We start from the raw sequence: 26,406 nt of genomic DNA, 5'->3' as shown, positions 1-26,406 counted from the left end.
CTCTTTACTCTCCTCTGCTGATGTTCAGACCAAGCGACTGGAACTGCTCCAGCGGGTGGTGGTAGCCGCGTTCGATGTGGTGCACGCCGCGCAGTGTCGAGCGCCCGTCGGCCACCGCGGCGGCCAGCACCGCGGAGAACCCGGCCCGGATGTCGGGCAGCGTCACGTCGGCCCCCCTGAGCTTGGACACCCCGCGCACCACGGCCGAGTGGCGGGCGTTGGTGTCGTGGTAGCGGCAGGCGGGGCCGCCCAGGCACTGGTCGAACACCTCGATCTCGCAGCCCATGCTCTGCAGCGCGGGCACGTACACCAGGCGGTTCTCGAAGACCGTCTCGTGCAGCACCGACATGCCGTGGCTCTGCGTGAACAGCACCATCAGCGGCGTCTGCCAGTCCGTCATGAACCCGGGGTGGGTGTCGGTCTGCACGGCCGCCGCCCGCAGCCCCTCGGGCGGCGCGGTCGCGCACAGGTACTCGTCGTTGATGTCGAACCGGGCGCCCATCCGGGCCAGCGTGGTGATCGCGGTGACCAGCCGGTCCTGCGCGCAGCCGTGCACGCGCACCTCGCCGCCGGTGACCAGGCCCGCCGCGAGGTACGAGAACGCCTCGATGCGGTCGCCGGCCAGCCAGGTGGTGGCGCCGCGCAGCCGCTCCACGCCCTCGATGACGATGCGGCGGTCCGGCGACAGCTCGATCCTGGCGCCCATCCGCTGCAGGAACAGCGCCAGCTCCACCACCTCGGGCTCGGTGGCCGCGTTCTTCAGCACGGTCTTGCCCTCGGCCAGCACGGCGGACATCAGGATGGTCTCGGTGGCGCCCACGCTCGGGTACGGCAGTTCCAGGCGGGCCCCGTTGAGCCGTTCCGCCTTGGCCAGCACGCCGTCCTCGCGGACCTCCACCTCGGCGCCCATCGCGCGCAGCGCGTCCACGTGGAAGTCGATCGGCCGCCGCCCGATCGGGTCGCCGCCGACCAGCGGCACGAACGCCTCCCCCGCCAGGTGGAGCAGCGGGCCGAGCATGAGGATCGGAATGCGGTTCAGCCCGGTGAACGCGTCGGGCACCCGGGGCCTGATCTCCGCCCCGCGCTCGATCCGGATCTCCGTCTTGCTGATCTCGACGTGGATGCCGAGCGCCTCCAGCATGGCCGCGGTTATGCCGACCTCGCCCACATCAGGGGCGTTCTGGATGCTGCTCTCCCCGTCGCCCAGCATGGCGGCGACCATGTGCTTGGAAACCGCGTTCTTCGACCCCCGGACCACGACGTCGCCGCGAAGCGGGCCAGAGGGTTCTATCACCCAGACCTTCTCTTCAATCACGAAGTGAGCCTAACCGGGAGATACCATCGGTCTGGTCCAGCGACGATCGAAGGGGCGTGGCGTGACGAGGGAAGTACGCGCATTCGCGATCACTGTCCTCTCGCTCGCCGCCCTCGGAATCCCCGCCGGACTCCTGTGGTCCGCCCTGTCGCCGCGGCCCCCGTACCGGCTGGTCGAGGAGACGCCGGCGCTCGCGGACCCGTCCACGCAGGCGCTGATCGCGGCGGACGGCTGGTTCGCCACGATCACCGGCGCGCTCGGCCTGGTGTGCGGCACGCTGGCGTGGTTCCTCAGCCGCCGCGTGCAGCTCCCGGTCCTGGCGGGGCTGTTCCTGGGCGGGGTCGCGGGCGCCTTCGTCACCCTCTGGGCCGGGACCTCCTTCACCGTGGGGGTGGTGGCCGTCGAGGCCTCCGGCGTCCCGGGGATCACCTTCGTGGCCGGGCCGCTGGCCCTGACCGCCAAGGGCGTCCTGGTGTCGTGGCCGCTGCTGGCGGTCGGGGTGTTCGGCTTCCTGGAGGGCATGCACGGCTACCGGGAGTCGCCCCTGCGCAGGCCGCACCCGCCCGCCTAGGTGCTGATCAGGGTCACAGGGGCGGGCGCCGGGAGGCGTGTCCGGTGGCCTGCTCGAACGCCTTCGCCACCCGCAGGACGCGGGCGTCGGCGAAGGGCCGGCCGATGATCTGGACGCCGACCGGCAGCCCCGACGGGGTGAACCCGGCGGGCACCGACGCGGCCGGGGCGTGCAGCACGCTGACCCAGTACGCCGAGCGCATCCACGCCAGGTAGTCCGGCAGCTCCTCCCCGTTGATCGCGCGCACGTACGGCTCCTCCGCCGGGAACGGCGGCACCTGGCTGACCGGCGCGATGAGCACGTCGTAGGTGTCGAAGAAGTCCGCCATCCGGTGGTAGAGCCGGCTGCGGGCGCGCTCGGCGCGGGCCAGGTCGGCGCCGGTGACCTGCCGCCCCTGCTCGACGTTCCAGGCGGTGTTGGCGCCGAGCCCGTCGAGCTCGCCGAAGGACAGCGCGTAGTACCACGCCCGGTAGGTGCGGAAGGCCAGCTCGGCGTCCGTCAGGTCCAGCTCGACCTCCTCCACCCGGGCGCCGAGCCGCTCGAACACCGCGGGCGCCGTCGCGGTCACCGCCGCCGTCTCGGTGTCGACCGGCAGCCCGCCGAGGTCGGGGCTCCACGCCACGCGCAGCCCGGCCACCCCCTCCTCCGGCTCGGGCGCGTACTCCTGCGCGATCGCGTACGGGGAGCGCGGGTCGAACCCGGAGATGACCGAGAGCATCAGGCTCAGGTCGTCGACGTTCCGCGCCATCGGCCCCTGGACGGCCAGCGTGTACCAGGCCGCGGTCTCGGAGAGCGCGGGCACCCGCCCCGGCGTGGGCCGCAGCCCGACCACGTTGCAGAACGACGCCGGGTTGCGCAGCGACCCGCCCATGTCGGAGCCGTCGGCCAGCGGCACCATGCCGGTGGCCAGCGCCGCCGCCGCGCCGCCGCTGCTGCCTCCCGCCGACCTGCTCAGGTCGTACGGGTTGCGGGTGACGCCGAACACCTCGTTGACGGTGTGGGAGCCGGTGCCGAACTCGGGCGTGTTCGTCTTGCCCACGGTGATCGCGCCGGCGGCCTTGAGCCGCCGCACGACCAGGTCGTCGCGCTCCGGCACGTGGTCGGCGAAGAGCGGCGAACCGTACGTGGTCCGGATCCCCGCGGTGTCGGCCAGGTCCTTGTGCGCCACCGGCAGCCCGTGCAGCGGGCCTGCGGGCTCGGCCGCGTCGGCGGCCTTGGCGGCCTCCATGGCCTGCTCGGCGACGAGCGTGACGACGGCGTTCACCCGCGGGTTGACCTGCTCGATGCGGTCGAGGTGTGCCTGCAGCACCTCGACCGCGCTCACCTGGCGGGTACGGATCAGACGGCTGAGCTCTGTGGCGCTCAGGTAGTGCAGTTCGCTCACCCTGCGAGCATGCCCGAGTGGCCCGGGGCGGGACGACGGCGAGGTTTGCTCATTTCGGCCCGCCGAAATCGTCAGGCCCCCAGGCAGGCCGGGCCGAGCAGCTCCTTCAGGTCGCCCATGAGCGCCGGGGACGGCGTCACCCGCAGCCGGTCGTCCACCCGCATCACGGTCGTCCTGGGGCCGTTGTGGACCTGGAGGTGCACCTCGGACGTGCCGGGGTGGGTGGTCAGGATCTCCTTGAGCCGGCTCACCACGGGGGCGGTGCAGCGGTTGAGCGGCAGGCTCACCAGCAGTGGCCCGCCCGCCTCCTGGGTGAGGTCGGGCGCGGTCACCTCCATCGCGATGATCTTGGCGACGTCCTCGCGCTTGTCGATGCGGCCCTTGACGAACACGATCGCGTCCTCGGCCAGGATCGTCGAGCAGAGCTGGTAGGCCGACGGGAAGATCATCACCTCGATGGCGCCCTCCAGGTCCTCCAGCTGGGTGAGCACCCAGGTGTCGCCCTTCTTGGTGACCTTGCGCTGCACGCCCGACAGGATGCCGCCGACGGTGACCACCTGGCCGTCGGGGCGGCTCTCGTCCTGCAGCGCCGCGATCGAGCAGTCGGCGCCCGCGGCGAGGATGTGCTCGACGCCGAAGAGCGGGTGGTCGGACACGTACAGGCCGAGCATCTCCCGCTCGAACTGCAGCAGCGTGTTCTTGTCCCACTCGCCCGGCGGGACCTGCACGTCGAACGTCTGGTCCTCGCCGCCCTCGATCGCGCCGAACAGCGAGTCCTGGCCGATGGCCTCGTTCTTCTTGATGTCGATGATCGCGTCGACGGCCTGCTCGTGGACCATGACCAGGCCCTTGCGCTCGTGGCCGAGCGAGTCGAAGGCGCCCGCCTTGATCAGCGACTCGATGACGCGCTTGTTGCAGACCAGCGCGGGCACCTTGCGCAGGAAGTCCTTGAAGTCGGCGAAGCGGCCCTTCTCCTTGCGGGCGTTGATGATGCCGTCGACGACGTTGGCGCCCACGTTGCGGATGGCCGACAGGCCGAAGCGGATGTCGGTGCCGAGCGGGGTGAAGTCGAAGTCGGAGTCGTTGACGTCCGGCGGGTAGACCTTGATGCCCATCCGGCGGCACTCGTTGAGGTAGAGGGCCGACTTGTCCTTGTCGTCCTTGACCGACGACAGCAGCGCGGCCATGTAGGCGGCCGGGTAGTTGGCCTTGAGGTAGGCCGTCCAGTAGGACACCAGGCCGTAGCCGGCGGTGTGGGCCTTGTTGAAGGCGTAGTCGGAGAAGGGCAGCAGGATGTCCCACAGCGCCTTGACGGCCCCGTCGGAGAAGCCGTTGTCCTTCATGCCCTTCTCGAAGGTCACGAACTGCTTGTCCAGCTCGGACTTCTTCTTCTTGCCCATCGCCCGCCGCAGCAGGTCGGCGCCGCCCAGCGAGTAGTTGGCGACCTTCTGGGCGATGGCCATGACCTGCTCCTGATAGACGATCAGGCCGTAGGTCGTGGACAGGATCTCCTGGAGCGGCTCCTCCAGCTCCGGGTGGATCGGGGTGATCTCCTGCTGGCCGTTCTTGCGCAGGGCGTAGTTGGTGTGGGAGTTGGCGCCCATCGGGCCGGGGCGGTAGAGCGCGAGCGCGGCGGAAATGTCCTCGAAGTTGTCGGGGCGCATCAGCCGCAGCAGCGAGCGCATGCCGCCGCCGTCGAGCTGGAAGATGCCGAGCGTGTCGCCGCGGGCCAGCAGCTCGTAGGCCTTGCGGTTGTCGAGCGGCAGCTCGAGCAGGTCGATCTTCTCGCCGGTGGTGGCCTCGATCATCTTCAGGCAGTCGTCGATGATCGTGAGGTTGCGCAGGCCCAGGAAGTCCATCTTCAGCAGGCCGAGCGTCTCGCAGGTCGGATAGTCGAACTGCGTGATGATCGCGCCGTCGGAGTCGCGGCGCATGATCGGGATGTGGTCGGTCAGCACCTCGGAGGACATGATCACACCGGCGGCGTGCACGCCGGTCTGCCGGATCAGGCCCTCCAGGCCCTTGCCGAGGTCGATCGTCGCCTTGACGTCGACGTCCTCCTCGTAGAGCTTGCGCAGCTCGCCCGCCTCGGCGTAGCGGGGATGGTCGGGGTCGAAGATGCCCGACAGCGGGATGTCCTTGCCCATCACGGCGGGCGGGAAGGCCTTGGAGACCTTGTCGCCCAGCGCGTACGGGTAGCCCAGGACGCGGCCGGCGTCCTTGATCGCGGCCTTGGCCTTAATCGTCCCGAAGGTGGCGATCATGGCGACCTTGTCGGCGCCCCACTTCTCGGTGACGTAGCGGATCACGTCGCCGCGCCTGCGCTCGTCGAAGTCGATGTCGACGTCGGGCATGGAGACGCGCTCGGGGTTGAGGAACCGCTCGAAGATCAGGCCGTGCGGGATCGGGTCGAGGTCGGTGATGCCGAGCGCGTACGCCACCAGCGAGCCGGCCGCCGAGCCACGGCCGGGGCCGACGCGGATGCCGTTGTTCTTCGCCCACATGATGAAGTCGGCGACCACGAGGAAGTAGCTCGGGAAGCCCATCTGGATGATGACCCGCAGCTCGTTCTCCACCCAGGCGCGGTGCTCCTCGTCGACGCCCTCGGGGAAGCGGCGCTCCAGGCCCTTCCAGACCTCCTGGCGGAAGTATTCCTCCTCGGTCATCCCGTCGGGGATCGGGAAGGTCGGCATCAGGTTCTTGTATTCGAAGAACCCGGTCGTATCGACCCTCTCGGCCACCAGCAGGGTGTTACGGCAGCCCTCGGCCCACAGGTCGGAGGAGTCGACGGCGCGCATCTCGTCGGCGGACTTGATGTAGTAGCCGCTGCCGTCGAACCGGAACCGGTCGGGGTCGGACAGCTGCTTGCCGGTCTGGATGCAGAGCAGGGCGTCGTGGGAGGCGGCGTCGGACTCGTAGGTGTAGTGGGAGTCGTTGGTGACCAGGGGCGGGATGCCCAGCTCCTTGCTGATGCGGGTCAGCCCGTCGCGGACGCGGCGCTCGATGTCGAGGCCGTGGTCCATGATCTCCAGGAAGAAGTTCTCCTTGCCGAAGATGTCCTGGTATTTGGCGGCGGCCTTGAGCGCCTCGTCGTACTGGCCGAGCCGGAGCCGGGTCTGCACCTCGCCGGAAGGGCAGCCGGTGGTGGCGATGAGGCCGTCGGCGTGCTCGGCGAGGATCTCGGCGTCCATCCGCGCCCACTTGCGGACGAACCCCTCGGTGTAGGCGCGCGAGGACAGCCGCATCAGGTTGTGCAGGCCGGTCTTGTTGCGCGCCCAGATCGTCATGTGGGTGTAGTAGCCGCCGGCGGAGACGTCGTCCTTCCGCTGGTGCGGCTCGCCCCACAGCACCGGCTTCTTGTTGAAGCGCGACGCGGGCGCGACGTACGCCTCGATGCCGATGATCGGCTTGACGCCCGCGTTCGTCGCCTGCTTGTAGAAGTCGTAGGCGCCGTGCATGTTGCCGTGGTCGGTGATCGCGATCGCCGGCATGCCCAGCTCTCCGACCTGCTTGAACACCTGCTTCAGCCGCGCGGCACCGTCGAGCATCGAGTACTCGGTGTGGACGTGCAGATGGACGAACGAGTCGCTGGACGACATGGAGCGGCGCCTCCCGGTCTGAGACGTGTGATGTTCGCTCCGACTCTAGTGGTCCCCGCCGACACTCCGGGCGCGGCACGGAACGGCGTGCCGGTCAGTCCGGCGGGGTGAGGCGGGCCATGTCCGCGGCGGAGAGCCGCAGCGCGCCCGCCGCCATGTTCTCGGCCAGGTGGTCCGGGTTCCCGGTGCCGGGGATGGCCGGCACGTGCGGCCCATGCCCTGCTCGCCGCAGGCCCGCAGAACTCCCGCTGGGCGGCCGGCGCCCCGGCGCCGAAGGCGTTCTGCACGCGGACCACCGGCGCCTCGGCGAGCTGCGCGGGAGTGACGTTGGACAGGCCGAGGTGGCGGACGAGACCGGCGTCGCGCAGGGCGGCCAGGGCGGCGAAGTGCCCGGCGATCGAGCCGGTCCGGTGGCTGGGCGGGACGCGGAGGTTGACCACGTCCAGGTGGTCGCGGCCCAGCCGGCGCAGGTTCTCCTCGACCTGGCCGCGGAGCTGCCCGGGGGCGGCCCAGGTCCACTCGCCGGACGGGGTGCGGCCCGGCCAGACCTTGGTGGCGATGACCAGATCGTCCGGGTAGGGGGCGAGCGCCCGGCTGATCAGCTCGTCGGCGGAGGAGTGCCGCGAGAAGCAGAAGGCGGCGGTGCCGATGTGATTCACGCCGAGCTCGACCGCGCGGCGCAGCACGGCGATCGAGCGGCCGCGGTCGCGCGGCGTTCCCAGGTCGAAGGCGGCGCTGCCGGTCAGGCGCATCGCGCCGAAGCCGATCCGGCCCACGGTCAGGTCGCCGTGGGTGCGTGGTCATGGGCGCCTCACGTCCTCATGGGGTCCGGGCATGAGAAAGGCCTCCCCGGCGGACGTGCGTCCGCGCCGGAGAGGCTCAGGCGATCACCGGCATTCTCCCGGGGTCCGGTCAAATCGCTGTGACCGTACGAAGACCTCTGATCTACCCTCGGAGACGGAATCCGCGAGTCTCGGGGGAGGTCACGCTGGTGGTGGCGAGGAAGGCCGCCGGTGTCGTCACGGCGGTGCTGCTGGGTGTGGCGGTGGCGGTGGCGGGGCTGCCGGCGGGCGTCTACACCTGGCTCGCCTGCGCGCTGCTGGACGCCGGCTGCCCGGCGACCGGCGAGCCCGCGGGGCGGCTCCCCCAGGTGACCCGGCTGAGCGCCGCCGAGGTCGCGCTCGGCGGCGCGTACGTGGCGCTGGGCGACTCCTTCTCGTCCGGCGAGGGCGTCTACCGGCACGGGGACGCGCCGATCAACGACGGCGCCGACCGGTGCCACCGCGCCGAGGGCTCGTACGTGCCGCTCGTGGCGGGCGCTCACCCGTTCGGCGGCGGCACGGGCTTCTGGGCGTGCAGCGGCGCGACCACCCGGCAGCTGCTGCGCGGCCAGCACGGCCACCGGCCGCAGATCGAGCGGATCGGCGCCGACACGAGCCTGGTGACGCTGAGCATCGGCGGCAACGACGCCGGGTTCGCCCCGGTGCTCACCGAGTGCATCGTCAAGCTCCCGTGGTCGTCTGCCTGCGTCGACCAGGACGCCGAGGTGCGGCGGCGGATCGGGGAGCTGCGCGGCAGCATCCGGACCGTGCTGTCGGAGATCAGGACGCGCGCCCCGGAGGCCAGGGTGCTGCTGCTCGGCTACCCGCGCCCGTTCCCCGCCTCGCCGTCGGAGCGGGTGAACAACCTCGGCGCCGACGACCAGCGCTGGCTGAACAGGATGACCGAACGGATCAACGAGGTGGTGCGCGAGGTGGCGGGCGAGTACGACCGGGCCATCGCCGCCTTCGGCGGGCCGGGAAGCGTCGAGTACGTGGACGCGTACGACGCCTTCGACGGCCACGAGGTCGGCCGGCCGCGCCCGTACCTCAACGGGCTGATCCTGAACGTGAAGGAGCTGACGGCGGACCCGCGCAGCTTCCACCCGACCGCCGAGGGCTACCGCCGCCTGGCGGAGCTGATCAACGAGCAGATCAAGGCGGGCCCCGGCCGCCCGATGAACAACTTCCTCGTCAACATGCCCTGACCGCTCGTGTCCCCGCCGGGCCCGCCTCGACGACCTCGGGCCTCACCCGGTCATGTCCTCCTCCGCCAGGTGCAGGCCCGCCTCGATGACCGCGTTCATGACGGGAGCCAGCCGGGCCTCGCCCAGCGCGGGCGCCCGCTCGGCCATCCGGGCCACCAGGGCGCGCTCGCGGGCCAGGTCGCGGCCCGCGAAGCCGCCGACGGGCTTGAGGCGCTGCACGCGGCCCGCGAGGGCGGCGCGGCGCTCCAGGAGGGTGGCCAGGGCGGCGTCCACCCGGTCGATCGCCTGGCGGCACTCGGCCAGCGTGGCCGGGGCCTCCGGGCGCAGCAGCGCGCCGACGAGGGTGACCGCCTCCTCCGCCTCGGGCCGGCCATCGGGGGACACGATCAGCCCGTCGGCGCCCGCGGCGACGGCCGCCGCCGACAGGCCCGGGTGGGCGGTGACGTCCGCCAGCACGGGCCGTCCCGACACGGTGCGGGCCCGGCTCAGCAGCCCCAGGTCGGCGTGCTCGCAGAGGATCACCTGGGCGCCGGCCTCGGCGGCGCAGTAGTCGGCCACGCCCAGCCACTCCTCCAGGGTGGCCGCGGGGTGGCGCTCCACCACCACCGGCAGTCCCAGCCCCGCCGCCGCGCGTACCAGCGGGATGTCCCTGGTCCACGCGCCGCCGACGATCACCCCCTGGGCCCGGGCGGCGATGGCGGGCAGGTCGGCGGCGCTCGCGGGCTCGGCGAGCGTGACGGCGGCGGGCAGGGCCGCGCCGGGGTCGCGCAGGCTCACCCGGTCGCTGATCACCACGGCGGGCCCGTCGCCCACGGGATGACCGCCCAGCGTGACCACGTGGCGTTCCAAGGTCGATGACATCTCGGCTCCCCAGTCGGCCGGCTCACCGGGAGCCGGCAAGAAACGAGAAAAGGCAGAGACCAGGTGTCTCTGCCTTCAGTGCCGGCTCCGGGTGGTCGCTAGCGGACGACCGGCTCTTCCGGAGCCGGCTCGGTAAACACGTAGCGACACGTCATGTTCGTACTTTACACCCCTCACTCCACCTAGTGGGACGGGCTTCTCGTATGTCGGACTGTCTCTGCGGCGAGTCGCCGTTGATCCCTCGCTATGGGAGTATTTCTTGGCCTAGAGGGAGGGTTTGAGGCCGTTGATGTCGGATCACAAGCGGGGCGGGCGCCGCATCGCCGGTCGGTACCAGCTACAGGAACCCATCGGCAAGGGCGGCATGGGCATCGTCTGGCGAGCCCACGACGAGCTTCTCGACCGCGCCGTCGCCGTCAAGGAAGTCAGGTACGCGGCCGCTCTGGGCGACGAGGTCCAACTCCTCAACCGCAGGACGATGCGCGAGGCCAGGGCCGCCGCACGGTTCGAGCACCCCAACGTGATCGTCGTGCACGACGTGATCGAGGAGGACGGCCGCCCCTGGATCGTCATGCAGCTCGTCCAGTCACGCTCCCTGGGCGCCGTGATCAAGCAGGACGGGCCGCTGCCGCCCAGACGGGTGGCCGAGATCGGCCTGGCCGTGCTCGACGCGCTGCACCGCGCCCACGAGGCGGGGGTGCTCCACCGCGACGTCAAACCCGAGAACGTGCTGCTGGCCGACGACGGCCGGGTGGTGCTGACCGACTTCGGCATCGCCACGCTGGAGACCGAGACGCAGCTGACGGTGACCGGCCTGGCCGGCACGCCCGCGTTCATCGCGCCCGAGCGGCTCAAAGGACTGCCCGCGCGGCGCGAGTCCGACCTGTGGTCGCTGGGCGCCACGCTCTACACCGCGGTGGAGGGCCGCTCGCCGCACGAACGCGGCAACGCGCTGGCCACCATGCACGCCGTCCTCACCGACGAGCCCGACCCCGCCACCAAAGCCGGTCCGCTGGCACCCGTGATCGCCGGGCTGCTGGCCAAGGAGCCGGTGCAGCGGCTCACGTACGAGGAGACGGAGCGGCTGCTGCGGCAGACGATCGCGGCCCCCGCCGAGCCGCCCGCGCCGCGCACGGCGAAGATGCCCCGGGTCCAGCCGGTCGAGGACGACATGCCGACCGACCCCAACCTGATGCCGGTGCCGCCGCCGCGTCCCGCCCCCGCACCCGTGCGGCAGCCCCTGCAGTCGCCCGCGCCGCTCCCCGAGACCGGCGCGCGCATCAAACCCGCCGCCGAGCCGACCACGCCGTCCCCCGCCGACGAGTCCACGATGGACGCCGACTCGGCCGGCAGGCGCCAGGCGCTGCCGGTGATCTCCGCCCTGACCGCGGTGATCCTGGTCGCCGTCGTCGGCGGATATCTCGGCCTGCGCTCGATCCCGGAGGAGACCTCCGCGAGCGGGCCCCGCACGGCGGCCGCGAGCACCAACGAGCCGACCGGTCAGCCGACGGCCGAGCCGACCGCCGAGGCGACCACGGGGGGCAAGACCGAGGCGCCGCCGAGCACCACCCCTGCGGAGTCCCCGTCCCCCAGCCCCACTCCCACGCCCAGCAAGACCACCGTCACCCTGCCCCCGGGCTGGAAGTGGTACAAGGACAAGCAGCTCGACTTCACCATGGCGCTCCCGAAGGGCTGGGACGTCTACAAGCGCGAGGGCTCCCAGGTCTTCTTCCGCGGCCCCGGCGCCGGCTCGAACGCGTTCGTCTCGGTCGACCGGGCCAAGAAGCCCGGCAAGGACCCGGTGAAGGACTGGCGGCGGCAGGAGAAGACCGCCAAGTACGGGTTCGGCGGCTACCAGCTCATCGACATCAAGGCGGTCGACTACCAGAAGGCCGCCGCCGACTGGGACTTCACCTGGAACACCAACACCGGCAAGACGAGGGTCCGCAACCGGGGGTTCATCACGGAGAACGGCCGCGGCTACGCGATCTACTGGCACAACCTGGCGAGCCGCTGGAAGAAGGACTACCACTACTTCGAGACGTTCTGCGCGACCTTCAGACCCGAACGTTAGGCTTCCTGAAGTGGACAGGCAGGTCGGCAGCCGTTACCGCCTCGTCGAGCCGCTCGGTGAGGGCGGCATGGGCGTGGTCTGGCGTGCCTACGACGAGCTGCTCGACCGTACGGTGGCGATCAAGGAGGTCCGCTACAGCGGCGTCGGCGACGAGCAGCGGGCCGAGCTCAACCGCCGGACGATCCGGGAGGCCAGGGCCGCCGGCCGGCTGGACCACCCGTCGGTGGTGGTCATCCACGACGTCGTCGAGGAGGACGGGCGGCCGTGGATCGTCATGCAGCTCGTCCGGTCCCGCTCGCTGGCCGAGGCGATCCGCGCGGACGGGCCGCTGCCGGTGCCTTGGGCGGCGGAGATCGGCGCGCGGGTGCTCGACGCGCTCCGCGCCGCGCACGCCACCGGGGTGCTGCACCGCGACGTCAAACCCGAGAACGTGCTGCTGGCCGACGACGGCCGGGTGGTGCTGACCGACTTCGGCATCGCCACGCTGGAGTCGGAGGCGGGGCTGACGGCGACGGGCAGCCTCGTGGGCACGCCCTCGTACATGCCTCCCGAGCGGCTGAACGGCGAGCAGGCCCGGCCGGAGTCCGACCTGTGGTCGCTGGGGGCGACGCTGTACGCGGCGGTGGAGGGCAGGCCGCCGTTCCGGCGCGACTCCTGGGCGATGACGGTGGCGGCGGTGCTGCGCGACCCGCTCGAACCGCCCCGCCGGGCCGGGGCGCTCACGCCGGTCATCATGGGCTGGCTGCAACGTGACCCGGCCGCCCGCATGCCCGCCGGCCAGGCCGCCCACCTCCTCCAGACCGCCGCCCGCGACGGCTCGGGGCCTCATGCCTCGCCGCCGCACGGTGCCATGCCCCACGGGACCTCCTCCCCGTACGGACGATCCGGCCCTTCTTACCCGCCGCCGCCCAACCCCGGCACCATGCCCCAGGCACCGCACGGGGCGGGCGGCTGGGGGCCCGGACCGTACGGGACGGCGCCGCAGGGGCCGGGCCGGAAGCTGTGGGCTCCGCTGGCGGCGGCGGTGGCCGCGGTCGTCCTGCTGGGAGCCGGTGGCGTGTGGCTCCTGACCCGGGCGGCGGACGAGGCGGGCGTGGCGGCCCGGGGGCGGACGCCCGCGTCCTCGGACGGCCCCGGGTCACGCGGGGACTCCACCCCGGACGCGAGGGGAGACCAGACCCGCGGCCCGGACGGGGACGACAGAGCGACCACTCCGGCGGACGGCGGGAAAGCGAGCACCCCGGCCGGGAACGACAGGACGACGCCTGCCGACGACGGCAAGAAGACGGCCGGCGCCCGCCAGGTTCCGGACGGATGGCGGACGCACCGGGTCAAGGCCGGCGGGTTCTCGGTCGCCAGGCCGACCGGCTGGCGCGTGGTCAAGAACCCGCGGCGCGACAGCGTCACCATCTCAGGCCCCGGCACCCCCGGCAGCATGATCATCGAGTGGACGGTCCCGGAACGCGACCACGCGACCCCGGCCGACCACTGGAAGGCGCTGGAGCGGGAGATCCTGAGCAAGGGCGAGTTCCCCGGCTACCGGCGGATCGCCATCCGCGCGCTCGAGTACCAGGGCCGCCCGGCCGCCGACTGGGAGTTCACCCGCACCCGCGACGGCACCAGGATCCGCGTGATCAACCGCGGGTTCACCACCGCCGGCGGCCGCCCGTACGCGCTCTACTGGGAGACCACCGCCGACCGCTGGGCGCGTGACAAGCGCTACTTCGAGACGTTCGCGGCCACGTTCCGGCCAGAGCCGTGAGCGGGCAGCCTCAGGAACGGGCCCGCTTCTGGCGGCATCCGGCGGTGCCGGAGGTGGACCTGCTCAAGGCGCACTACGTCACCCACCGGTTCTCGCGCCACGTGCACGAGGGGTACGCGATCGGGGTCATCCTCGACGGGGTGGAGGAGTTCGAGTACCAGGGCAGCCTGTGGCGGGCGGCGGCGGGCGAGGTGGTGCTGGTCAACCCGGAGTCGGTGCACACGGGCCAGGCCGGTGTCGAGGACGGGTGGGCGTACCGGATGCTGTACCCGTCGGTGGCGGCGGTCGGCGAGGTGGCGGCCGAGCTGGGCCTGTCGTACGGCACCCCGTACTTCTCCGAGCAGGTGGTGCGCGACCCGGAGGTGGCGGCGCTGCTGGAGCGGGCGCACCAGGCGACCGAGCGCGGCGACGACCTGGCGGCGTCGACGCTGACGCGCACGCTGTTCGGGCGGCTGCTGACCCGGCACGCGGCGCGGCGCCCGTCGGTGCGGCTGTCCCCGGAGGGGCGGCGGGCGGTGCGGCAGGCGGTGGAGGTGCTGCACGAGCGGCTGATCGCTCCGCCGACGCTGGACGAGCTGGCGCGGACGGTGGACGCCCGGCCGTTCCCGCTGCTGCGGGCGTTCAAGGCGGCGACGGGGCTGCCGCCGCACGCGTACCTGAACTCGCTGCGGGTCCGGCAGGCGCGGCGGCTGCTGCGCTCGGGTGTGCCGCCCGCGGAGGTGGCCGCCGAGGTGGGCTTCACCGACCAGGCCCATCTGAGCCGCCACTTCAAGCGCGCCGTCGGGGTTCCCCCGGCCGCCTATCAGCGGGCCGCAGGATCGTACAAGAAACGTCCATAACCTGCGCATATCCTCGTATCCCATGGAACAGACGACACTCCGTTCCGCCGCCATCCGGGACGGTCTGGGTGTGGGTCTGGCCGTCGGGCTGTCCGGCGTCGCCTTCGGCGCCGCGGCGGTCACGGCCGGGCTCACCGTGCCTCAGGCGTGCGTGCTGAGCCTGCTGGCGTTCACGGGGGCCTCGCAGTTCGCGTTCGCGGGCGCGGTGGGGGCGGGCGGGGACCTGCTCTCGGCCGCGTCCGGAGCGCTGCTGCTCGGCGCCAGGAACACGCTGTACGGGCTGCGCATGGCAGACGTGCTGCGGGTGCGCGGAGCGCGGAAGCTGGCCACGGCGCAGGGGGTCATCGACGAGACGACCGCGGTCGCCCTCGCCCAGCCGACCCACGCGGCGGCCAGGGCGGGCTTCTTCACCACGTTCGCCGCCATCTACGTGGGCTGGAACGTGACGACGCTGCTGGGCGCGATCGGCACCAGCTCGCTCGGCGACCCGGGGATGCTGGGGCTGGACGTGGTGGGTCCCGCCACGTTCCTGGCGATCCTGTGGCCGCGGCTGAGGGACAGCGCCGAGCTGCGCTGGCTGGCGGCGGGCGGGCTGGCGATCGCGCTGGCGGCCACCCCGTTCTTCCCGCCGGGCGTGCCGGTGCTGCTGGCGGCCGTGGCGGTGCTGGTAGTGATGCTGCGATGACGGCGCTGTGGTGGGCCATCGCCGTGGTGGGCCTGGGGTGTTACGCGCTCAAGCTGCTGGGGCTCGCCGCGCCGCGGCAGGTGCTCGACCATCCGGTGGTGAGCCGGTTCGCCGAGCTGGTGCCGGTGGCGCTGCTGGCCGCGCTCATCGGGGTGCAGATGTTCACGCATGACGGCGCGCTGGCGTTCGACCTGGCCCGCACGGCCGGTCTCGGCGCCGCGATCGTGGCGTTGCTGCTGCGCGCTCCGTTCCTGGTGGTGCTGGCCGCGGCGGCGGCCGTGACGGCGGTTGCCCGGGTGTTTCTGGGGTAGTCGCCCCGCATGTCCGATTCTGCGGGGATTGTTGGTGGCCGCTACCGGCTGGTGAGGACGATCGGGCGTGGCGGCATGGGCACCGTCTGGCAGGCCCATGACGAGGTGCTCGGCCGGGACGTGGCCGTCAAGGAGGTTCTCCCGCCCCCGGATCTGACCGGACCCGAACGTGACGTGTTCACCGTGCGGACCTTCCGCGAGGCGCGGGCGGCCGGCCGGGTCGCCCACCCGTGCGTGGCCGCCGTCTACGACGTGCTGGAGGAGCACGGGCACCCGTGGATCGTCATGCAGCTCGTCCGGTCGCGGACGCTGGGCGAGCTGGTGCGCGAGGACGGGCCGATGCCGCCCGCCAAGGCCGCCACCATCGGACTGCAGCTGCTGGAGGCGCTGCGCGCCGCGCACGCGGCCGGGGTGCTGCACCGGGACGTCAAGCCGGACAACGTGCTGCTGACGGAGGACGGCCGGGCGGTGCTGACCGACTTCGGGATCGCCACCACCGAGGACGAGGCGCCGGTCACCAGGACCGGCATCCTGATCGGCACCCCGGCCTTCATGGCTCCGGAGCGGGCGGCGGGCGGCGCCGCCGAGGCCGCCTCGGACCTGTGGTCGCTGGGCGTGACCCTGTACGTCGCGGTGGAGGGCCACTCGCCCTTTCACCGGTCGAACGCGCTGGCCACGCTCAGCGCGGTCATGCACGCCGAGCCCGCGCCGCTGGCCCGGGCGGGCGTGCTGGCCCCGGTGCTGCTGGGGCTGCTGCGGAAGAACCCGGCCGAGCGGATGACGGTGGAGGAGGCCGAGCAGCGGCTCACGGCGATCATCCGGGGCATCGGGCCGGAGCCGACCGGGCCGGTGCCCCTCGCGGAGGTGGACGGCTCCGGTGCTATCCCGGCGCAGGCGGTGCCGGGCAGGCGCAGGCAGCCGCTGCTCGCGCTGGGGGTGGGCGCGCTCGTCACGGCCCTGGTCACGGGCGGCGCGGCCTGGTGGTCGCACCGGCCGGCCGAGACGTCGGGCCCGCAGGTCCGCCCGCCGGCGGTGGTGCACACACCCGAGCAGTCCGCGCCCGCCTCCGCCCCTCCTGCCAGCACCGGTCCCGAACACGGCACCGGCCGCGAAGCCGGAGCCGAACACGAGGGCACGACCGGACGCGAGAGCGGAACCAGGCGCGAGGCCCGCGACCCACGGCGCGGCGGCTCGCCTCCCACCCGTGAATCCGCACGCCAGGACACCAGGGCCCCCACCCAGGAGAAGAAGCCGGAGAAACCGGCCAAGTCCCCCGGACCCTCCCCGCCGGAGCCGGACGAGGACGCGCCGGGCCAGGTCGAACCGTCAGGCGGCGGCGCGCGGGCTCAGCACTTCCACGCTTGGGACTGACGCTCAGGACTCCGCGCGTACGATGTCGAGCGCCTTCTGCAGGTCGTCCGGGTAGTCGGTGCTGAACGACACCCTTTCGCCCGTCGACGGGTGCTCGAAGGAGAGGGCGACCGCGTGCAGCCACTGCCGGGTGACGCCCAGCCGGGCGGCGAGCGTCGGGTCGGCGCCGTACAGCAGGTCCCCCACGCACGGGTGGCGCAGCGCGGCCATGTGGACCCGGATCTGGTGGGTGCGCCCGGTCTCCAGGTCGATGTCGAGCAGCGACGCCGCCCGGAACGCCTCGATGGTGTCGTAGTGGGTGATGGACGGCTTGCCCCCGGCGACCACCGCGAACCTGCCGTCGCCCGACGGGTGACGGTCGATGGGGGCGTCGATCGTACCCCTGAAGGGGTCGGGATGGCCCTGCACCAGCGCGTGGTAGCGCTTGTCGACGGTGCGTTCGCGGAAGGCGCGCTTGAGGTGGGAGTAGGCGTGCTCGCTCTTGGCGACGACCATCGCGCCGGTGGTGTTGGCGTCGAGCCGGTGCACGATGCCCTGACGCTCGGCGGCGCCGCTGGTGGCGATCGTGTGACCCGCGCCGAGCAGCCCGCCGAGCACGGTGGGGCCGGTCCAGCCGACGGTGGGGTGGGCGGCCACCCCGATCGGCTTGTTGACCACGACGATGTCGTCGTCCTCGTAGACCACCCGCATGCCGGGCACCGGCTCGGCGACCGGCATCGGGGTGGTGACCGGGGGCGGGAGCGTGACGTCCAGCCAGGCTCCGGCGCGCACCCGGTCGGACTTGGCCGGCTGCTCGCCGTCGACCAGCACGTCGCCGGCGGCGATCAGCTCGGCCGCGCGGGTGCGGGAGAAGCCGAACATCCGCGACAGCGCGGCGTCGAGCCGCTCCCCCTCCAGCCCGTCAGGCACGGGCAGGCTACGCCGCTCGGTCACTCTTGCCCTCCCTCGTCCCGTCGATCTGGTAGCCGCGCCAGGCCAGGATCACGGCCAGGACTCCGCCGCACACGATGGCCGAGTCGGCCACGTTGAACAGCGGGAAGTGGCCGATGACCGGGAAGTTGCCCGGCAGCACCTCGACGAAGTCGACGACGTGGCCCTGGAACTGCGTCGGCCGTCCGAACCCGGAAGGGTAGCGCAGCAGCCGGTCGGTGAGGTTGCCGAGCGCGCCGCCGAGCAGCAGGCCCAGCGTGATCGCCCACGGCATGCTCGCCAGCTTGCGCGCGGTGCGGATGATGGCGGCCACCACTCCCGCGGCGATCAGGGTGAAGACGAACGTCATCCCGGTGCCGATGCTGAAAGCGGCACCGGGATTGAAGATCACCCTGAACTGGAGGACGCCGGGGATCACCACCAGCGGCGGCTCCCCCTCCAGCGTCTCCAGCACCACGGCCTTGGTGACGACGTCGGCCACGTAGATGATGGCCGCGAGGGAGGCGAGGACGGTGACGACGCGGCGGCGCCGCCCGCCCTCCGCTACCGGCGTTCCTCCCTCTGCTTGCACGTCACGCACAGCGTCGCCCGTGGGAACGCCTGAAGGCGTTCCTTGCCGATCGGCTTGTGGCACGATTCGCACACTCCATAGGTCCCTGCGTCGATCCTGGCGATCGCACGTTCGTTCTGCGCGACCAGGTCGCGTGCATTCAGGGTAAGGGCGATCTCGCGTTCCCGCTCGTACGTCTTGGCGCCGGCGTCCGCCGGATCGTCGCCCGCGCCCTGAGTGACGTCGCCGGAGGCGATCTCGTCCTCGTGGCGGGCGATGGCGGCGTTGAGCTCGTCGACCTCGGCCTTCAGCCTGCCGCGTACCTCTGCCAGCTCTTCTTCCGACCACATCGACGGGGTCGGGGTCTGCGTGACTGCCGCCATGGTTGCCTCCAGGTTGGGCAGGGCTGATCTTTAGCTGATCAAGGCCGTTGATAGTGCGGGCAGCCTAGGTTCCTTGATAACGGAACGGCAAACGACCCGCCGGATGGATTACCCCTCCCGTACTATCCCGCCTCGCTCTTCTAACTCCTGCGCAGGCGACTCCATTCCCACAAATTTGTCGCTTGCAGGACATCTCCCCCTTGCCGGTGGCGGCGCGGTGAAACGTGGAAGCTTCAGTCCCCGCTCTGCGTTAAGGTGTGAAGCTGCAAGGCGTTGATGGGGCCCTCCCCCGTCCTGCTGAGGACGCGCGGAGGGGCATCGCCCCGGAGCCGCCGGAAGAACGGCTCGATCGAGCTCATTAGACCCGGCAGCAGCCAAATGAAGAGGGTCTCACTCGCTGAGGCCAAGGAGGGTGGTACCGCGGGGCCGGTCTCGGCTTCGTCCCTTCGCGCACTGTCTGCCGGTTCTGGACAACGCGTGGAGGTCACGCCCGACATGTCTTCGCCATCGTTCCGCTCCCTTCCCGCGCAGGTCGACCTGCCCGCGCTTGAGCGTGAGGTCCTGGACCGCTGGCGCGACGGGAAGATCTTCGAGCGTTCCGTCCAGCAGAACGAGGGCAACCCGACCTGGGTGTTCTACGAGGGCCCGCCCACCGCCAACGGCGTGCCCGGCGTCCACCACGTCGAGGCCCGCGTCTTCAAGGACATCTTCCCCCGCTACAAGTCGATGCGCGGCTACAGCGTGCCGCGCAAGGCCGGCTGGGACTGCCACGGCCTGCCCGTCGAGGTCGCCGTGGAGAAGGAGCTCGGTCTCTCCGGCAAGAAGGACATCGAGTCCTACGGGATCGCCGAGTTCAACGCCCGCTGCCGTGAGTCGGTGCTGCGCCACGTCGACGCGTTCGAGCAGCTCACCGAGCGGATGGGCTACTGGATCGACCTGTCGACCGCCTACCGGACGATGGACCCGGCCTACATCGAGGCCGTCTGGTGGTCGCTGAAGGTCATCTTCGACAAGGGCCTGCTGTTCCGCGACTTCCGGATCACTCCTTACTGCCCGCGCTGCAGCACCGGGCTGTCCGACCACGAGCTGGGCCAGCCGGGCGGCTACGAGACCGTCTCCAGCCCGTCGGTGTACGTGCGGATGCCGGCGACCTCGGGGCCGCTGGCCGAGCTGGGCGCCAAGTTGCTCATCTGGACGACCACGCCGTGGACGCTGGTGTCCAACACCGCCGTGGCCGTCCACCCGGACGTGACCTACGTGGCCGCCCGCACCGGCGACGGCGAGGTGCTGGTGGTGGCCGAGCCGCTGCTGGCCCAGGTGCTCGGCGAGGACGCCACGGAGGTGGCCCGCTTCACCGGCCGCGAGCTGGAGCACACCACCTACGAGCGCCCGTTCGAGCTGGTCGACATCCCCGACGCCCACTACGTGGTGCTCGGCGACTACGTGACCGTCGAGGACGGCACCGGCCTGGTCCACCAGGCCCCCGCGTTCGGCGCCGACGACCTCACGGTGATCAAGAAGTACGGGATGCCGGTGGTCAACCCGGTCGGCCCCGACGGGTGCTTCCTGGACGACGTGCCCCTGGTGGGCGGGGTGTTCTTCAAGGACGCCGACGAGCGGCTCACCGACGACCTGCGCGAGCGCGGCCTGCTCTTCCGCGGCGGCCACTTCGAGCACAGCTACCCGCACTGCTGGCGCTGCCACACGCCGCTGCTCTACTACGCGCTGCCGTCCTGGTACATCCGCACCACCGCGGTCAAGGACCAGCTGCTGGAGGAGAACGCCAAGACCAACTGGTTCCCCGACACGATCAAGTGGGGCCGCTACGGCGAGTGGCTGCGCAACAACGTCGACTGGTCGCTGTCGCGCTCCCGCTACTGGGGCACGCCGCTGCCGCTCTGGGTCTGCTCGGCCGACGAGTCCCACGTGACCTGCGTCGGCTCGCTGGCGGAGCTGGGCGAGCTGGCCGGCCGCGACCTGTCGGCGCTCGACCCGCACCGGCCGTTCGTGGACGACGTGACCTTCCCCTGCCCGACCTGCTCCGCCGAGGCCCGCCGGGTGCCCGACGTGATCGACGCCTGGTACGACTCGGGCTCGATGCCGTTCGCCCAGTGGGGCAAGCCCGGCAAGCCGGAGGGCGTCTACCCCGCACAGTTCATCTGCGAGGCGACCGACCAGACGCGCGGCTGGTTCTACTCGCTGATGGCCGTGGGGACGCTCGTGTTCGGGCAGTCCTCGTACGAGAACGTGCTCTGCCTCGGGCTGATCCTGGCCGAGGACGGGCGCAAGATGAGCAAGCACCTCGGCAACGTGCTGGAGCCGCTGCCGCTGATGGAGCAGCACGGCGCCGACGCGCTGCGCTGGTTCATGGCCTGCGCGGGCTCGCCCTGGTCGGCCCGCCGGGTCGGCCACGGCGCGCTGGAGGAGATCGTCCGCAAGGTCCTGCTGACCTACTGGAACACCGCCTCCTTCTTCACCCTCTACGCCAATGCCGAGGAGTGGTCCCCGGCCGACCTGGCGTCGGCGCCGCCCGCGGCCGACCGGCCGCTGCTCGACCGGTGGGCGCTGGCCGAGCTGCACCGCACGGTCGCCGAGGTGACGGCCGCGCTGGACGTCTACGACACCCAGCGGGCCGGGCGCAGGCTGTCGGAGTTCCTCGACGACCTGTCCAACTGGTACGTGCGCCGCTCGCGCCGCCGGTTCTGGCAGGGGTCGCGGGAGGCGTTCGCCACCCTGTACGAGTGCCTGGAGACGGTGACCCGGCTGCTGGCGCCGCTCACGCCGTTCGTCACCGACTACCTGTGGGACGTGCTGCGCGCCGGCGACCAGCCGTCCTCGGTCCACCTGACCGCCTGGCCGGAGGTCCGCCAGGACCTGCTGAACCCGGAGCTGTCGGAGCAGATGGCGCTGGTGCGGCGGCTGGTGGAGCTGGGCCGCTCGGCCCGTGCCTCCTCCGGCGTGAAGACCCGCCAGCCGCTCCGCCGCGCCCTGGTGGGGGCGCAGGGCTGGCCGGCGCTGCCGGGCGAGCTGCGTGACCTGATCGCGGACGAGCTGAACGTCCAGGCCCTGGAGGACATGTCGGGCTTCAGCGCCGACCTGGTCTCCTACACGGTCAAGCCGAACTTCCGGGCGCTGGGCAAGCGGTTCGGGCCGCAGACCAAGCTGGTGGCCGCCGCGGTGGGCGCGGCCGACCCGGCGTCGGTGGCGCGGACGCTCCGCTCGGGCGAGAGCGTGACGCTGGAGGCCGGGGAGCTGGGCGAGGTGACGCTCGGCCCCGACGAGGTGATCGTCACCGAGCAGCCGCGCTCCGGCTGGGCGGTCGAGACGGGCGCCTTCGACACCGGCACCGGCGAGACGGTGGCGCTCGACCTGGAGCTGGACGACGCGCTGCGCCGGGCCGGGCTGCTGCGCGAGGTGATCCGCCTGGTGCAGGAGGCCCGCAAGGCGACGGGCCTGTCCATCACCGACCGGATCTCCCTGTGGTGGCGCGCCGACGGCGACGACCTGGCCACGGCGCTGCGCGAGGGCGGCCAGACGGTCGCGGACGAGGTCCTGGCGACGTCGGTCACGGAAGGCGAGGAGCCCGGCCTTCCGGCGCACACCGACGCCGACCTCGGCCTCACCTTCCAGCTCCGCCGCGCCTGACCGCCCGGGACGTCCCCGCCTCTGGGACCCGACTGGTCACTTGGGACATCCCGGGCCGGCCAGTCATCCGGGGTTTCCCCCGTCTGCCCGTCCGGCGGGGGCACCCCCACGGGCCGGTCAGATCTCCACGGAGCCGCCGACGGGCAGGCGCCGGAACTCGGCGTCTGCCCCCTGCACCAGCAGCGTCGGCACCTCCACCACGGTCAGCGCGTCACCGGGGTGGAACACCTCCCCGTCGACCAGGAACCCCACGTTGTCGACCGGCGGCACGTCGGGATGGCTGACGTGGTGCTTCTCCCCCACGACCGTCATCCGGAACCCGGCGACGTCCAGCACGTCCCCGTCCTCCACCACCCGTACCCGGTCCCCGAACTCCGTCAGGTGGCGTGCCACCCCCGGACAGGTGTAGACGGGCAGGCCGGGATGCTCACGCAGGCGGCCGGCGTCGAAGTGCTCGTGCGTGATCAGCACCGCCTCGGCGCCCTCCAGCGCCTCCGGTTCGGGCGTCATCGCCCCAGGATCGACGACCAGGGCTCTGGAGTGCTTTTCCAGACGTACGCAGGCGTGACCGTACTTGGTCATCCTCATCGCCTCATTCTGCCGTCCGCCCGGTCCGGCCGCGCGATCGTGCGATCATGCGAAGGCGACGCCCGCACCCGCCCGATCAGTGAGTAACCGGCGCCCAGGGGCGACGCAAGACGTCCGGCATGCCCACCGCGCAGTCCGGGGGCAACCCTGTCGAGGTGAAGAGGTGAGGTCAGCCGACGGTCTGGCGGTCGAGCTGGCAGACGGAGCAGGCGGTCAGACCGGCGTCCTCCGCCTGGCTGAGGGTCATGGTCTCCACGTCCACGCCGACCGCCCCCTTGATCAACGGGCAGTCGACGGTGTGGTGGCGACGGGTGCCGACGATGACCTTGACCGTCCTGGCCCGCTTCGCCTCGGCGGCGTCGCCCTTCTCAGCGGGCTCGCGGTCCTTCTTGCCTCCGGAGTCCGGCTTACCACCGGGCGCGGTCCTGCCGTTCTCCGCCTTCGGGCCGCTGTCACGAGGAGTGGCACCCTTGGACTGCCCGGCCGAGGGCTCCGGCCGCTTTCCGCCCTTGGCGGGTGAGGCGGGCTCGAACAGGGAGCGTGTCCTGACAGTCTCCCCAGCGCCGGACGAGGACTCCCCCTCCGAAGACCCGGGCTTGCCCTGGGCGGAACCCTGGGTAGACGGGCCGGAAGACCCCTTCGCGCCACCCTCAGGCTTGTCGTCACGGGACGCAGGCCGCTCACGACCGGAAGAGCCTGCCCCGGAAGCGGCGCCTCCGGGCTTGGCACCACCCTGTCCAGGGCGGTCCTGCCCGGAGGAGGCCGCCTTGGGGGAGGATCCGGCCTTGGCGTCGCCCTGTCCCGGACGGTCCTGCCCGGAGGAGGCCGCCTTGGGCGAGGATCCGGCCTTGGCATCACCTTGTCCCGGACGGTCCTGCGCCTTGGCATCGCCCTGTCCCGGACGGTCCTGCCGGGAAGAGGCCGCCTTGGCCGGGGTGCCGGGCTTGCCGGGTTCGGGCTGGCCGCCCTTGGCAGAGGGCCGCGCACCGGGCCGGTCTTCGCGGGGGCCGGCCCCGGGCTTGGAAGGCGTGGAGTCGCGCTCCGCAGGGCCGGGACGCTGCGGCACGGGGGTGCCGTCGGCGGTCACGCGGGGCTGCGGGCGGGTGTCGGAGTCGGAGTCCGAGTCGGCATCGTCGTCCGGCGGGGGCGGCGCGTACGGACGCTTGCCCTGCTCCTGGGACGGCCGGCCGGGACGCTGGGCACTACGGCCGGGCCCTTGCGTCGAGCGGCCGGAAGGCTGCGCCGGACGGGCTCCCTCGGCGGGCTTGCCGGGCTCCTGCTCCGAAGGAGTACGGGCACCGGGCGCCTGAACCGGGCGCGTCTGCTCGGCGGAGGCGGCGGTGCGGGAAGTCGTGGGGTCCGGCGCGTCGGCGGCGGGCGACGGCGCCTCTGGCGCGGCACGGCCGGAGGGCTTCGGATCCTCGGCCCGGGGGTCACGGCCGGACGGCTTCGGATCCTCGGCCTGGGGGTCACGGGCGGATCTGCCCGCTCCCACAGGGGAGGCGGCGGGCTCCGAAGCGGGGGTGGAAGCCTTCGCGGCGGGCTTCGGCTGGACGACCGGCGGCCGGAGGTCGCGGGTCGGCTCGGAGGGTCCGGCCAGGCTCTCGGCCGGCTCTGAGTCGTCGACGGGAGGCAGTTGCCGCCCGCCGAGCGCGGCGTCGGGCAGGCATGCGGTGCAGGGCGTGAAGCCCTCTTCGCGTGCCTCCTCGTAGGTCAGTTCCTCGTGATCCCGCCCGGCCAGTTGCCGGCAGCCATGGACGTGGTACCGCTTGCGCCCGGGGATCACCAGCACGATCGCGTCGGGGGAGATCCCCCCGGTCGCGGGCCGGTGCGGCGTGGGGACGCCGGGCGCGGGTGACGGCACGGTCGCCGTCCGCGGGTAGGGCTGCGGACGGTCCGACGGCTGCGGCCCCAGGGGGCCGGTCTGGGGGTACGGCGTGATGCCCGGAGGCACGAGCCCCGCCGGAGGAGGGGGGTCGGCCGGCACTGCGGCCTGCCCACCACCGGGAAACAGCTCGTGACGCCGTAGCAGCGCTCCGATCACGAGGAACAGCGCGGACAGCACGCTGACCACGATGGACCACATGATCAGGAACGGTTTTGCCAGTACGAAGCCCGCGATCAGCAGAATCACTGCCACGAGCACCAAACCAGCACTGATAAGGATCACTAGGGGCTCTTTCGGGTGACGGGTCCTGGGTGTGACCCGCTACACCTTACCGGCGCTCGTTGTGGGGGCCGTCACCGCCGGGGAAGGCGCCCTGCGGGGCGTCGCCGGCGAACGGGTTGGCACCGCCGGGCAGAGGCTGCTGACCACCCTGCTGCGCGGCGTGCGACATGGCCGGCTGGCCACCGGGGCCGCCCGACATGACGGGGAAGCCGCCGCTGCCCTCGGCCGCGACGTTGAGCTCGGCGAGCTGGTTCTCCAGGTAGAGCTTCAGGCGGCTGCGGTACTCGCGTTCGAAGCTGCGCAGCTCCTCGACCTTGCGCTCCAGCTCGTCGCGGGTCTGGACGAGGGAGCCCATGGCCTGGCGGTGACGCTCCTGGGCGTCGCGCTCCAGCGTCTCGGCGCGGGCGCGGGCGTCGCCGATGACCTGCTCGGCCTGGCGGCGCGCTTTGGTCAGGATCTCGTCGGCCTCGCGGCGGGCCCGGGTCACCGTCTCGTCCGCCTCCCGGCGGGCGTCGGCGATCGCCTGGTCGGCCGTCTGCTGGGCGAGGGCGAGCACGCGGGCGGCGGTGTCCATGTTGTCCTCGGCGGGCGGCATGTTCATGCCCACCGGGACCGGCTGCGGCTGCTGCTGCTGCGGGTGCTGCTGCGGCTCGGGCGCGCGCACGGGCTCGGGCTGCGGCGGCGCCATCATCTCGGGCTTGGGCTGCTCCTGCACCGGCGCGGAGGCCATGGGCATGTTCATACCACCGGGCACCTTGCCGCGCATGCACTCGGAGAGCTTGGCGCGCAGCTCCTCGTTCTCTTGGATCAGGCGGTCAAGCTCGGCCTCGACCTCGTCGAGAAAAGCGTCGACCTCTTCCTCGTCGTAGCCCGGTCGCAGCCGGGTGGTGCTGAACTGCTTGTTCCGCACATCAGCGGGCGTAAGCGGCATTTTTGGTCTCCTTGGCGCGCTTGGAGTCTGTCCGGAGGGACGATAACCCGAATCACTTCAGCGCGGACACGAGTTGGATCATGACCAGGTGCCCTGCAGACCTCGTCACGGACCGAACGATCCTACGACCTGGATCAAGATCAGAACGACGATGAAGAGGACTGTGAAGCTTAGGTCAAAGGCCACCGTACCCAACCGGAGTGGGGGAATGAAACGGCGGAGGAACTTGAGAGGAGGGTCGGTCGCGGTGTACGTGACCTCCGCCAGCACGAGCACGGCCCCGGTGGGCCGCCAGGAGCGAGCGAACGCCTGCACCGTCTCGAAGATCATCCTGCCGATGAGAAGCACCAGGTAAAGAGACAGGACTACGACCAAGAGCTGGCTCACTATCCCCACGGTCTGGCCGCGCCT

Annotated in this window: 21 protein-coding genes; 9 read left to right on the top strand and 12 right to left on the bottom strand. The window is 72.0% G+C overall.

Annotated elements, in window-relative coordinates; genetic code table 11:
* Positions 1-4: 4 nt before the first annotated feature.
* On the bottom strand, positions 5-1,315 hold the full coding sequence (gene murA, locus AB0J42_RS09340) for a UDP-N-acetylglucosamine 1-carboxyvinyltransferase (protein WP_364290689.1): 1,311 nt from the start codon (positions 1,313-1,315) through the stop codon (positions 5-7).
* A 61-nt stretch (positions 1,316-1,376) separates the two neighbouring features.
* Between murA and AB0J42_RS09335 the strand changes: the two genes are divergently transcribed.
* On the top strand, positions 1,377-1,886 hold the full coding sequence (locus AB0J42_RS09335; protein WP_364290687.1) for a hypothetical protein: 510 nt from the start codon (positions 1,377-1,379) through the stop codon (positions 1,884-1,886).
* Between the two features lie 13 nt (positions 1,887-1,899).
* Here the strand turns inward: AB0J42_RS09335 and AB0J42_RS09330 are convergent, their stop codons facing one another.
* From AB0J42_RS09330 to AB0J42_RS09320, 3 genes are all read right to left on the bottom strand, one after another.
* Entirely contained in the window at positions 1,900-3,270 is a 1,371-nt protein-coding gene (locus AB0J42_RS09330; RefSeq protein ID WP_364290685.1) for an amidase, read from the bottom strand.
* Between the two features lie 71 nt (positions 3,271-3,341).
* Entirely contained in the window at positions 3,342-6,869 is a 3,528-nt protein-coding gene (gene dnaE, locus AB0J42_RS09325; protein ID WP_364290683.1) for a DNA polymerase III subunit alpha, read from the bottom strand.
* Positions 6,794-7,645 (bottom strand): aldo/keto reductase, encoded by an 852-nt coding sequence (locus AB0J42_RS09320; RefSeq protein ID WP_364290681.1) that lies wholly within the window; start codon positions 7,643-7,645, stop codon positions 6,794-6,796. Before AB0J42_RS09320 ends, dnaE begins: the two co-directional genes overlap by 76 nt.
* 215 nt (positions 7,646-7,860) lie before the next feature.
* Between AB0J42_RS09320 and AB0J42_RS09315 the strand changes: the two genes are divergently transcribed.
* A complete protein-coding gene (locus tag AB0J42_RS09315; RefSeq protein ID WP_364290679.1) occupies positions 7,861-8,895 on the top strand; it encodes an SGNH/GDSL hydrolase family protein in 1,035 nt (344 codons plus the stop codon).
* 42 nt (positions 8,896-8,937) lie between these two features.
* Here the strand turns inward: AB0J42_RS09315 and AB0J42_RS09310 are convergent, their stop codons facing one another.
* On the bottom strand, positions 8,938-9,225 hold the full coding sequence (locus AB0J42_RS09310) for a chorismate mutase (protein ID WP_364291112.1): 288 nt from the start codon (positions 9,223-9,225) through the stop codon (positions 8,938-8,940).
* A gap of 820 nt (positions 9,226-10,045) precedes the next feature.
* Between AB0J42_RS09310 and AB0J42_RS09305 the strand changes: the two genes are divergently transcribed.
* Genes AB0J42_RS09305 through AB0J42_RS09280 form a run of 6 tightly spaced genes read left to right on the top strand, consistent with a single transcriptional unit; the run spans position 10,046 to position 16,798 of the window.
* On the top strand, positions 10,046-11,830 hold the full coding sequence (locus AB0J42_RS09305) for a protein kinase (protein ID WP_364290677.1): 1,785 nt from the start codon (positions 10,046-10,048) through the stop codon (positions 11,828-11,830).
* Between the two features lie 10 nt (positions 11,831-11,840).
* Positions 11,841-13,592 (top strand): serine/threonine-protein kinase, encoded by a 1,752-nt coding sequence (locus AB0J42_RS09300; RefSeq protein ID WP_364290675.1) that lies wholly within the window; start codon positions 11,841-11,843, stop codon positions 13,590-13,592.
* Positions 13,589-14,431: an AraC family transcriptional regulator gene (locus tag AB0J42_RS09295; protein ID WP_364290673.1), complete on the top strand. Its 843-nt coding sequence runs from the start codon at positions 13,589-13,591 to the stop codon at positions 14,429-14,431. The genes AB0J42_RS09300 and AB0J42_RS09295 overlap by 4 nt, the downstream gene beginning before the upstream one ends.
* Before the next feature lie 22 nt (positions 14,432-14,453).
* Positions 14,454-15,116, top strand: a complete 663-nt coding sequence (locus AB0J42_RS09290) for an AzlC family ABC transporter permease (RefSeq protein ID WP_364290671.1) — start codon at positions 14,454-14,456, stop codon at positions 15,114-15,116.
* A complete protein-coding gene (locus tag AB0J42_RS09285) occupies positions 15,113-15,427 on the top strand; it encodes an AzlD domain-containing protein (protein WP_364290669.1) in 315 nt (104 codons plus the stop codon). Before AB0J42_RS09290 ends, AB0J42_RS09285 begins: the two co-directional genes overlap by 4 nt.
* Positions 15,428-15,436: 9 nt before the next feature.
* Complete coding sequence (locus AB0J42_RS09280; protein WP_364290667.1) at positions 15,437-16,798, top strand: protein kinase; 1,362 nt, start codon at positions 15,437-15,439, stop codon at positions 16,796-16,798.
* A 3-nt stretch (positions 16,799-16,801) separates the two neighbouring features.
* Here the strand turns inward: AB0J42_RS09280 and AB0J42_RS09275 are convergent, their stop codons facing one another.
* The 3 genes from AB0J42_RS09275 to AB0J42_RS09265 are packed head-to-tail and all read right to left on the bottom strand — an operon-like array spanning position 16,802 to position 18,661.
* Positions 16,802-17,731, bottom strand: coding sequence for an RluA family pseudouridine synthase (locus AB0J42_RS09275; protein ID WP_364290665.1), 930 nt, complete (start codon positions 17,729-17,731; stop codon positions 16,802-16,804).
* Entirely contained in the window at positions 17,715-18,299 is a 585-nt protein-coding gene (locus tag AB0J42_RS09270) for a signal peptidase II (RefSeq protein WP_364290663.1), read from the bottom strand. Before AB0J42_RS09270 ends, AB0J42_RS09275 begins: the two co-directional genes overlap by 17 nt.
* Complete coding sequence (locus tag AB0J42_RS09265; RefSeq protein WP_364290661.1) at positions 18,272-18,661, bottom strand: TraR/DksA C4-type zinc finger protein; 390 nt, start codon at positions 18,659-18,661, stop codon at positions 18,272-18,274. Before AB0J42_RS09265 ends, AB0J42_RS09270 begins: the two co-directional genes overlap by 28 nt.
* Before the next feature lie 495 nt (positions 18,662-19,156).
* Between AB0J42_RS09265 and ileS the strand changes: the two genes are divergently transcribed.
* Positions 19,157-22,306: an isoleucine--tRNA ligase gene (ileS, locus tag AB0J42_RS09260; protein ID WP_364290659.1), complete on the top strand. Its 3,150-nt coding sequence runs from the start codon at positions 19,157-19,159 to the stop codon at positions 22,304-22,306.
* Positions 22,307-22,423: 117 nt separating this feature from the next.
* On the opposite strand, the gene AB0J42_RS09255 is transcribed toward ileS, so the two are convergent.
* The 4 genes from AB0J42_RS09255 to AB0J42_RS09240 all read right to left on the bottom strand — a co-directional run bounded on the left by AB0J42_RS09255 (position 22,424) and on the right by AB0J42_RS09240 (position 26,391).
* On the bottom strand, positions 22,424-22,894 hold the full coding sequence (locus tag AB0J42_RS09255) for an MBL fold metallo-hydrolase (protein WP_364290657.1): 471 nt from the start codon (positions 22,892-22,894) through the stop codon (positions 22,424-22,426).
* 169 nt (positions 22,895-23,063) lie between these two features.
* On the bottom strand, positions 23,064-25,034 hold the full coding sequence (locus AB0J42_RS09250) for a hypothetical protein (RefSeq protein WP_364290655.1): 1,971 nt from the start codon (positions 25,032-25,034) through the stop codon (positions 23,064-23,066).
* Positions 25,035-25,110: 76 nt separating this feature from the next.
* Positions 25,111-25,995, bottom strand: coding sequence for a DivIVA domain-containing protein (locus AB0J42_RS09245; RefSeq protein ID WP_364290653.1), 885 nt, complete (start codon positions 25,993-25,995; stop codon positions 25,111-25,113).
* Positions 25,996-26,100: 105 nt separating this feature from the next.
* On the bottom strand, positions 26,101-26,391 hold the full coding sequence (locus AB0J42_RS09240) for a YggT family protein (RefSeq protein ID WP_364290651.1): 291 nt from the start codon (positions 26,389-26,391) through the stop codon (positions 26,101-26,103).
* Positions 26,392-26,406: the final 15 nt, after the last annotated feature.

This window comes from Nonomuraea sp. NPDC049649 (genome assembly GCF_040675175.1).
Classification (GTDB): domain Bacteria; phylum Actinomycetota; class Actinomycetes; order Streptosporangiales; family Streptosporangiaceae; genus Nonomuraea.
Note: the sequence above shows the minus strand (reverse complement) of the source record. Positions and strands in the feature narration are given on the sequence as shown.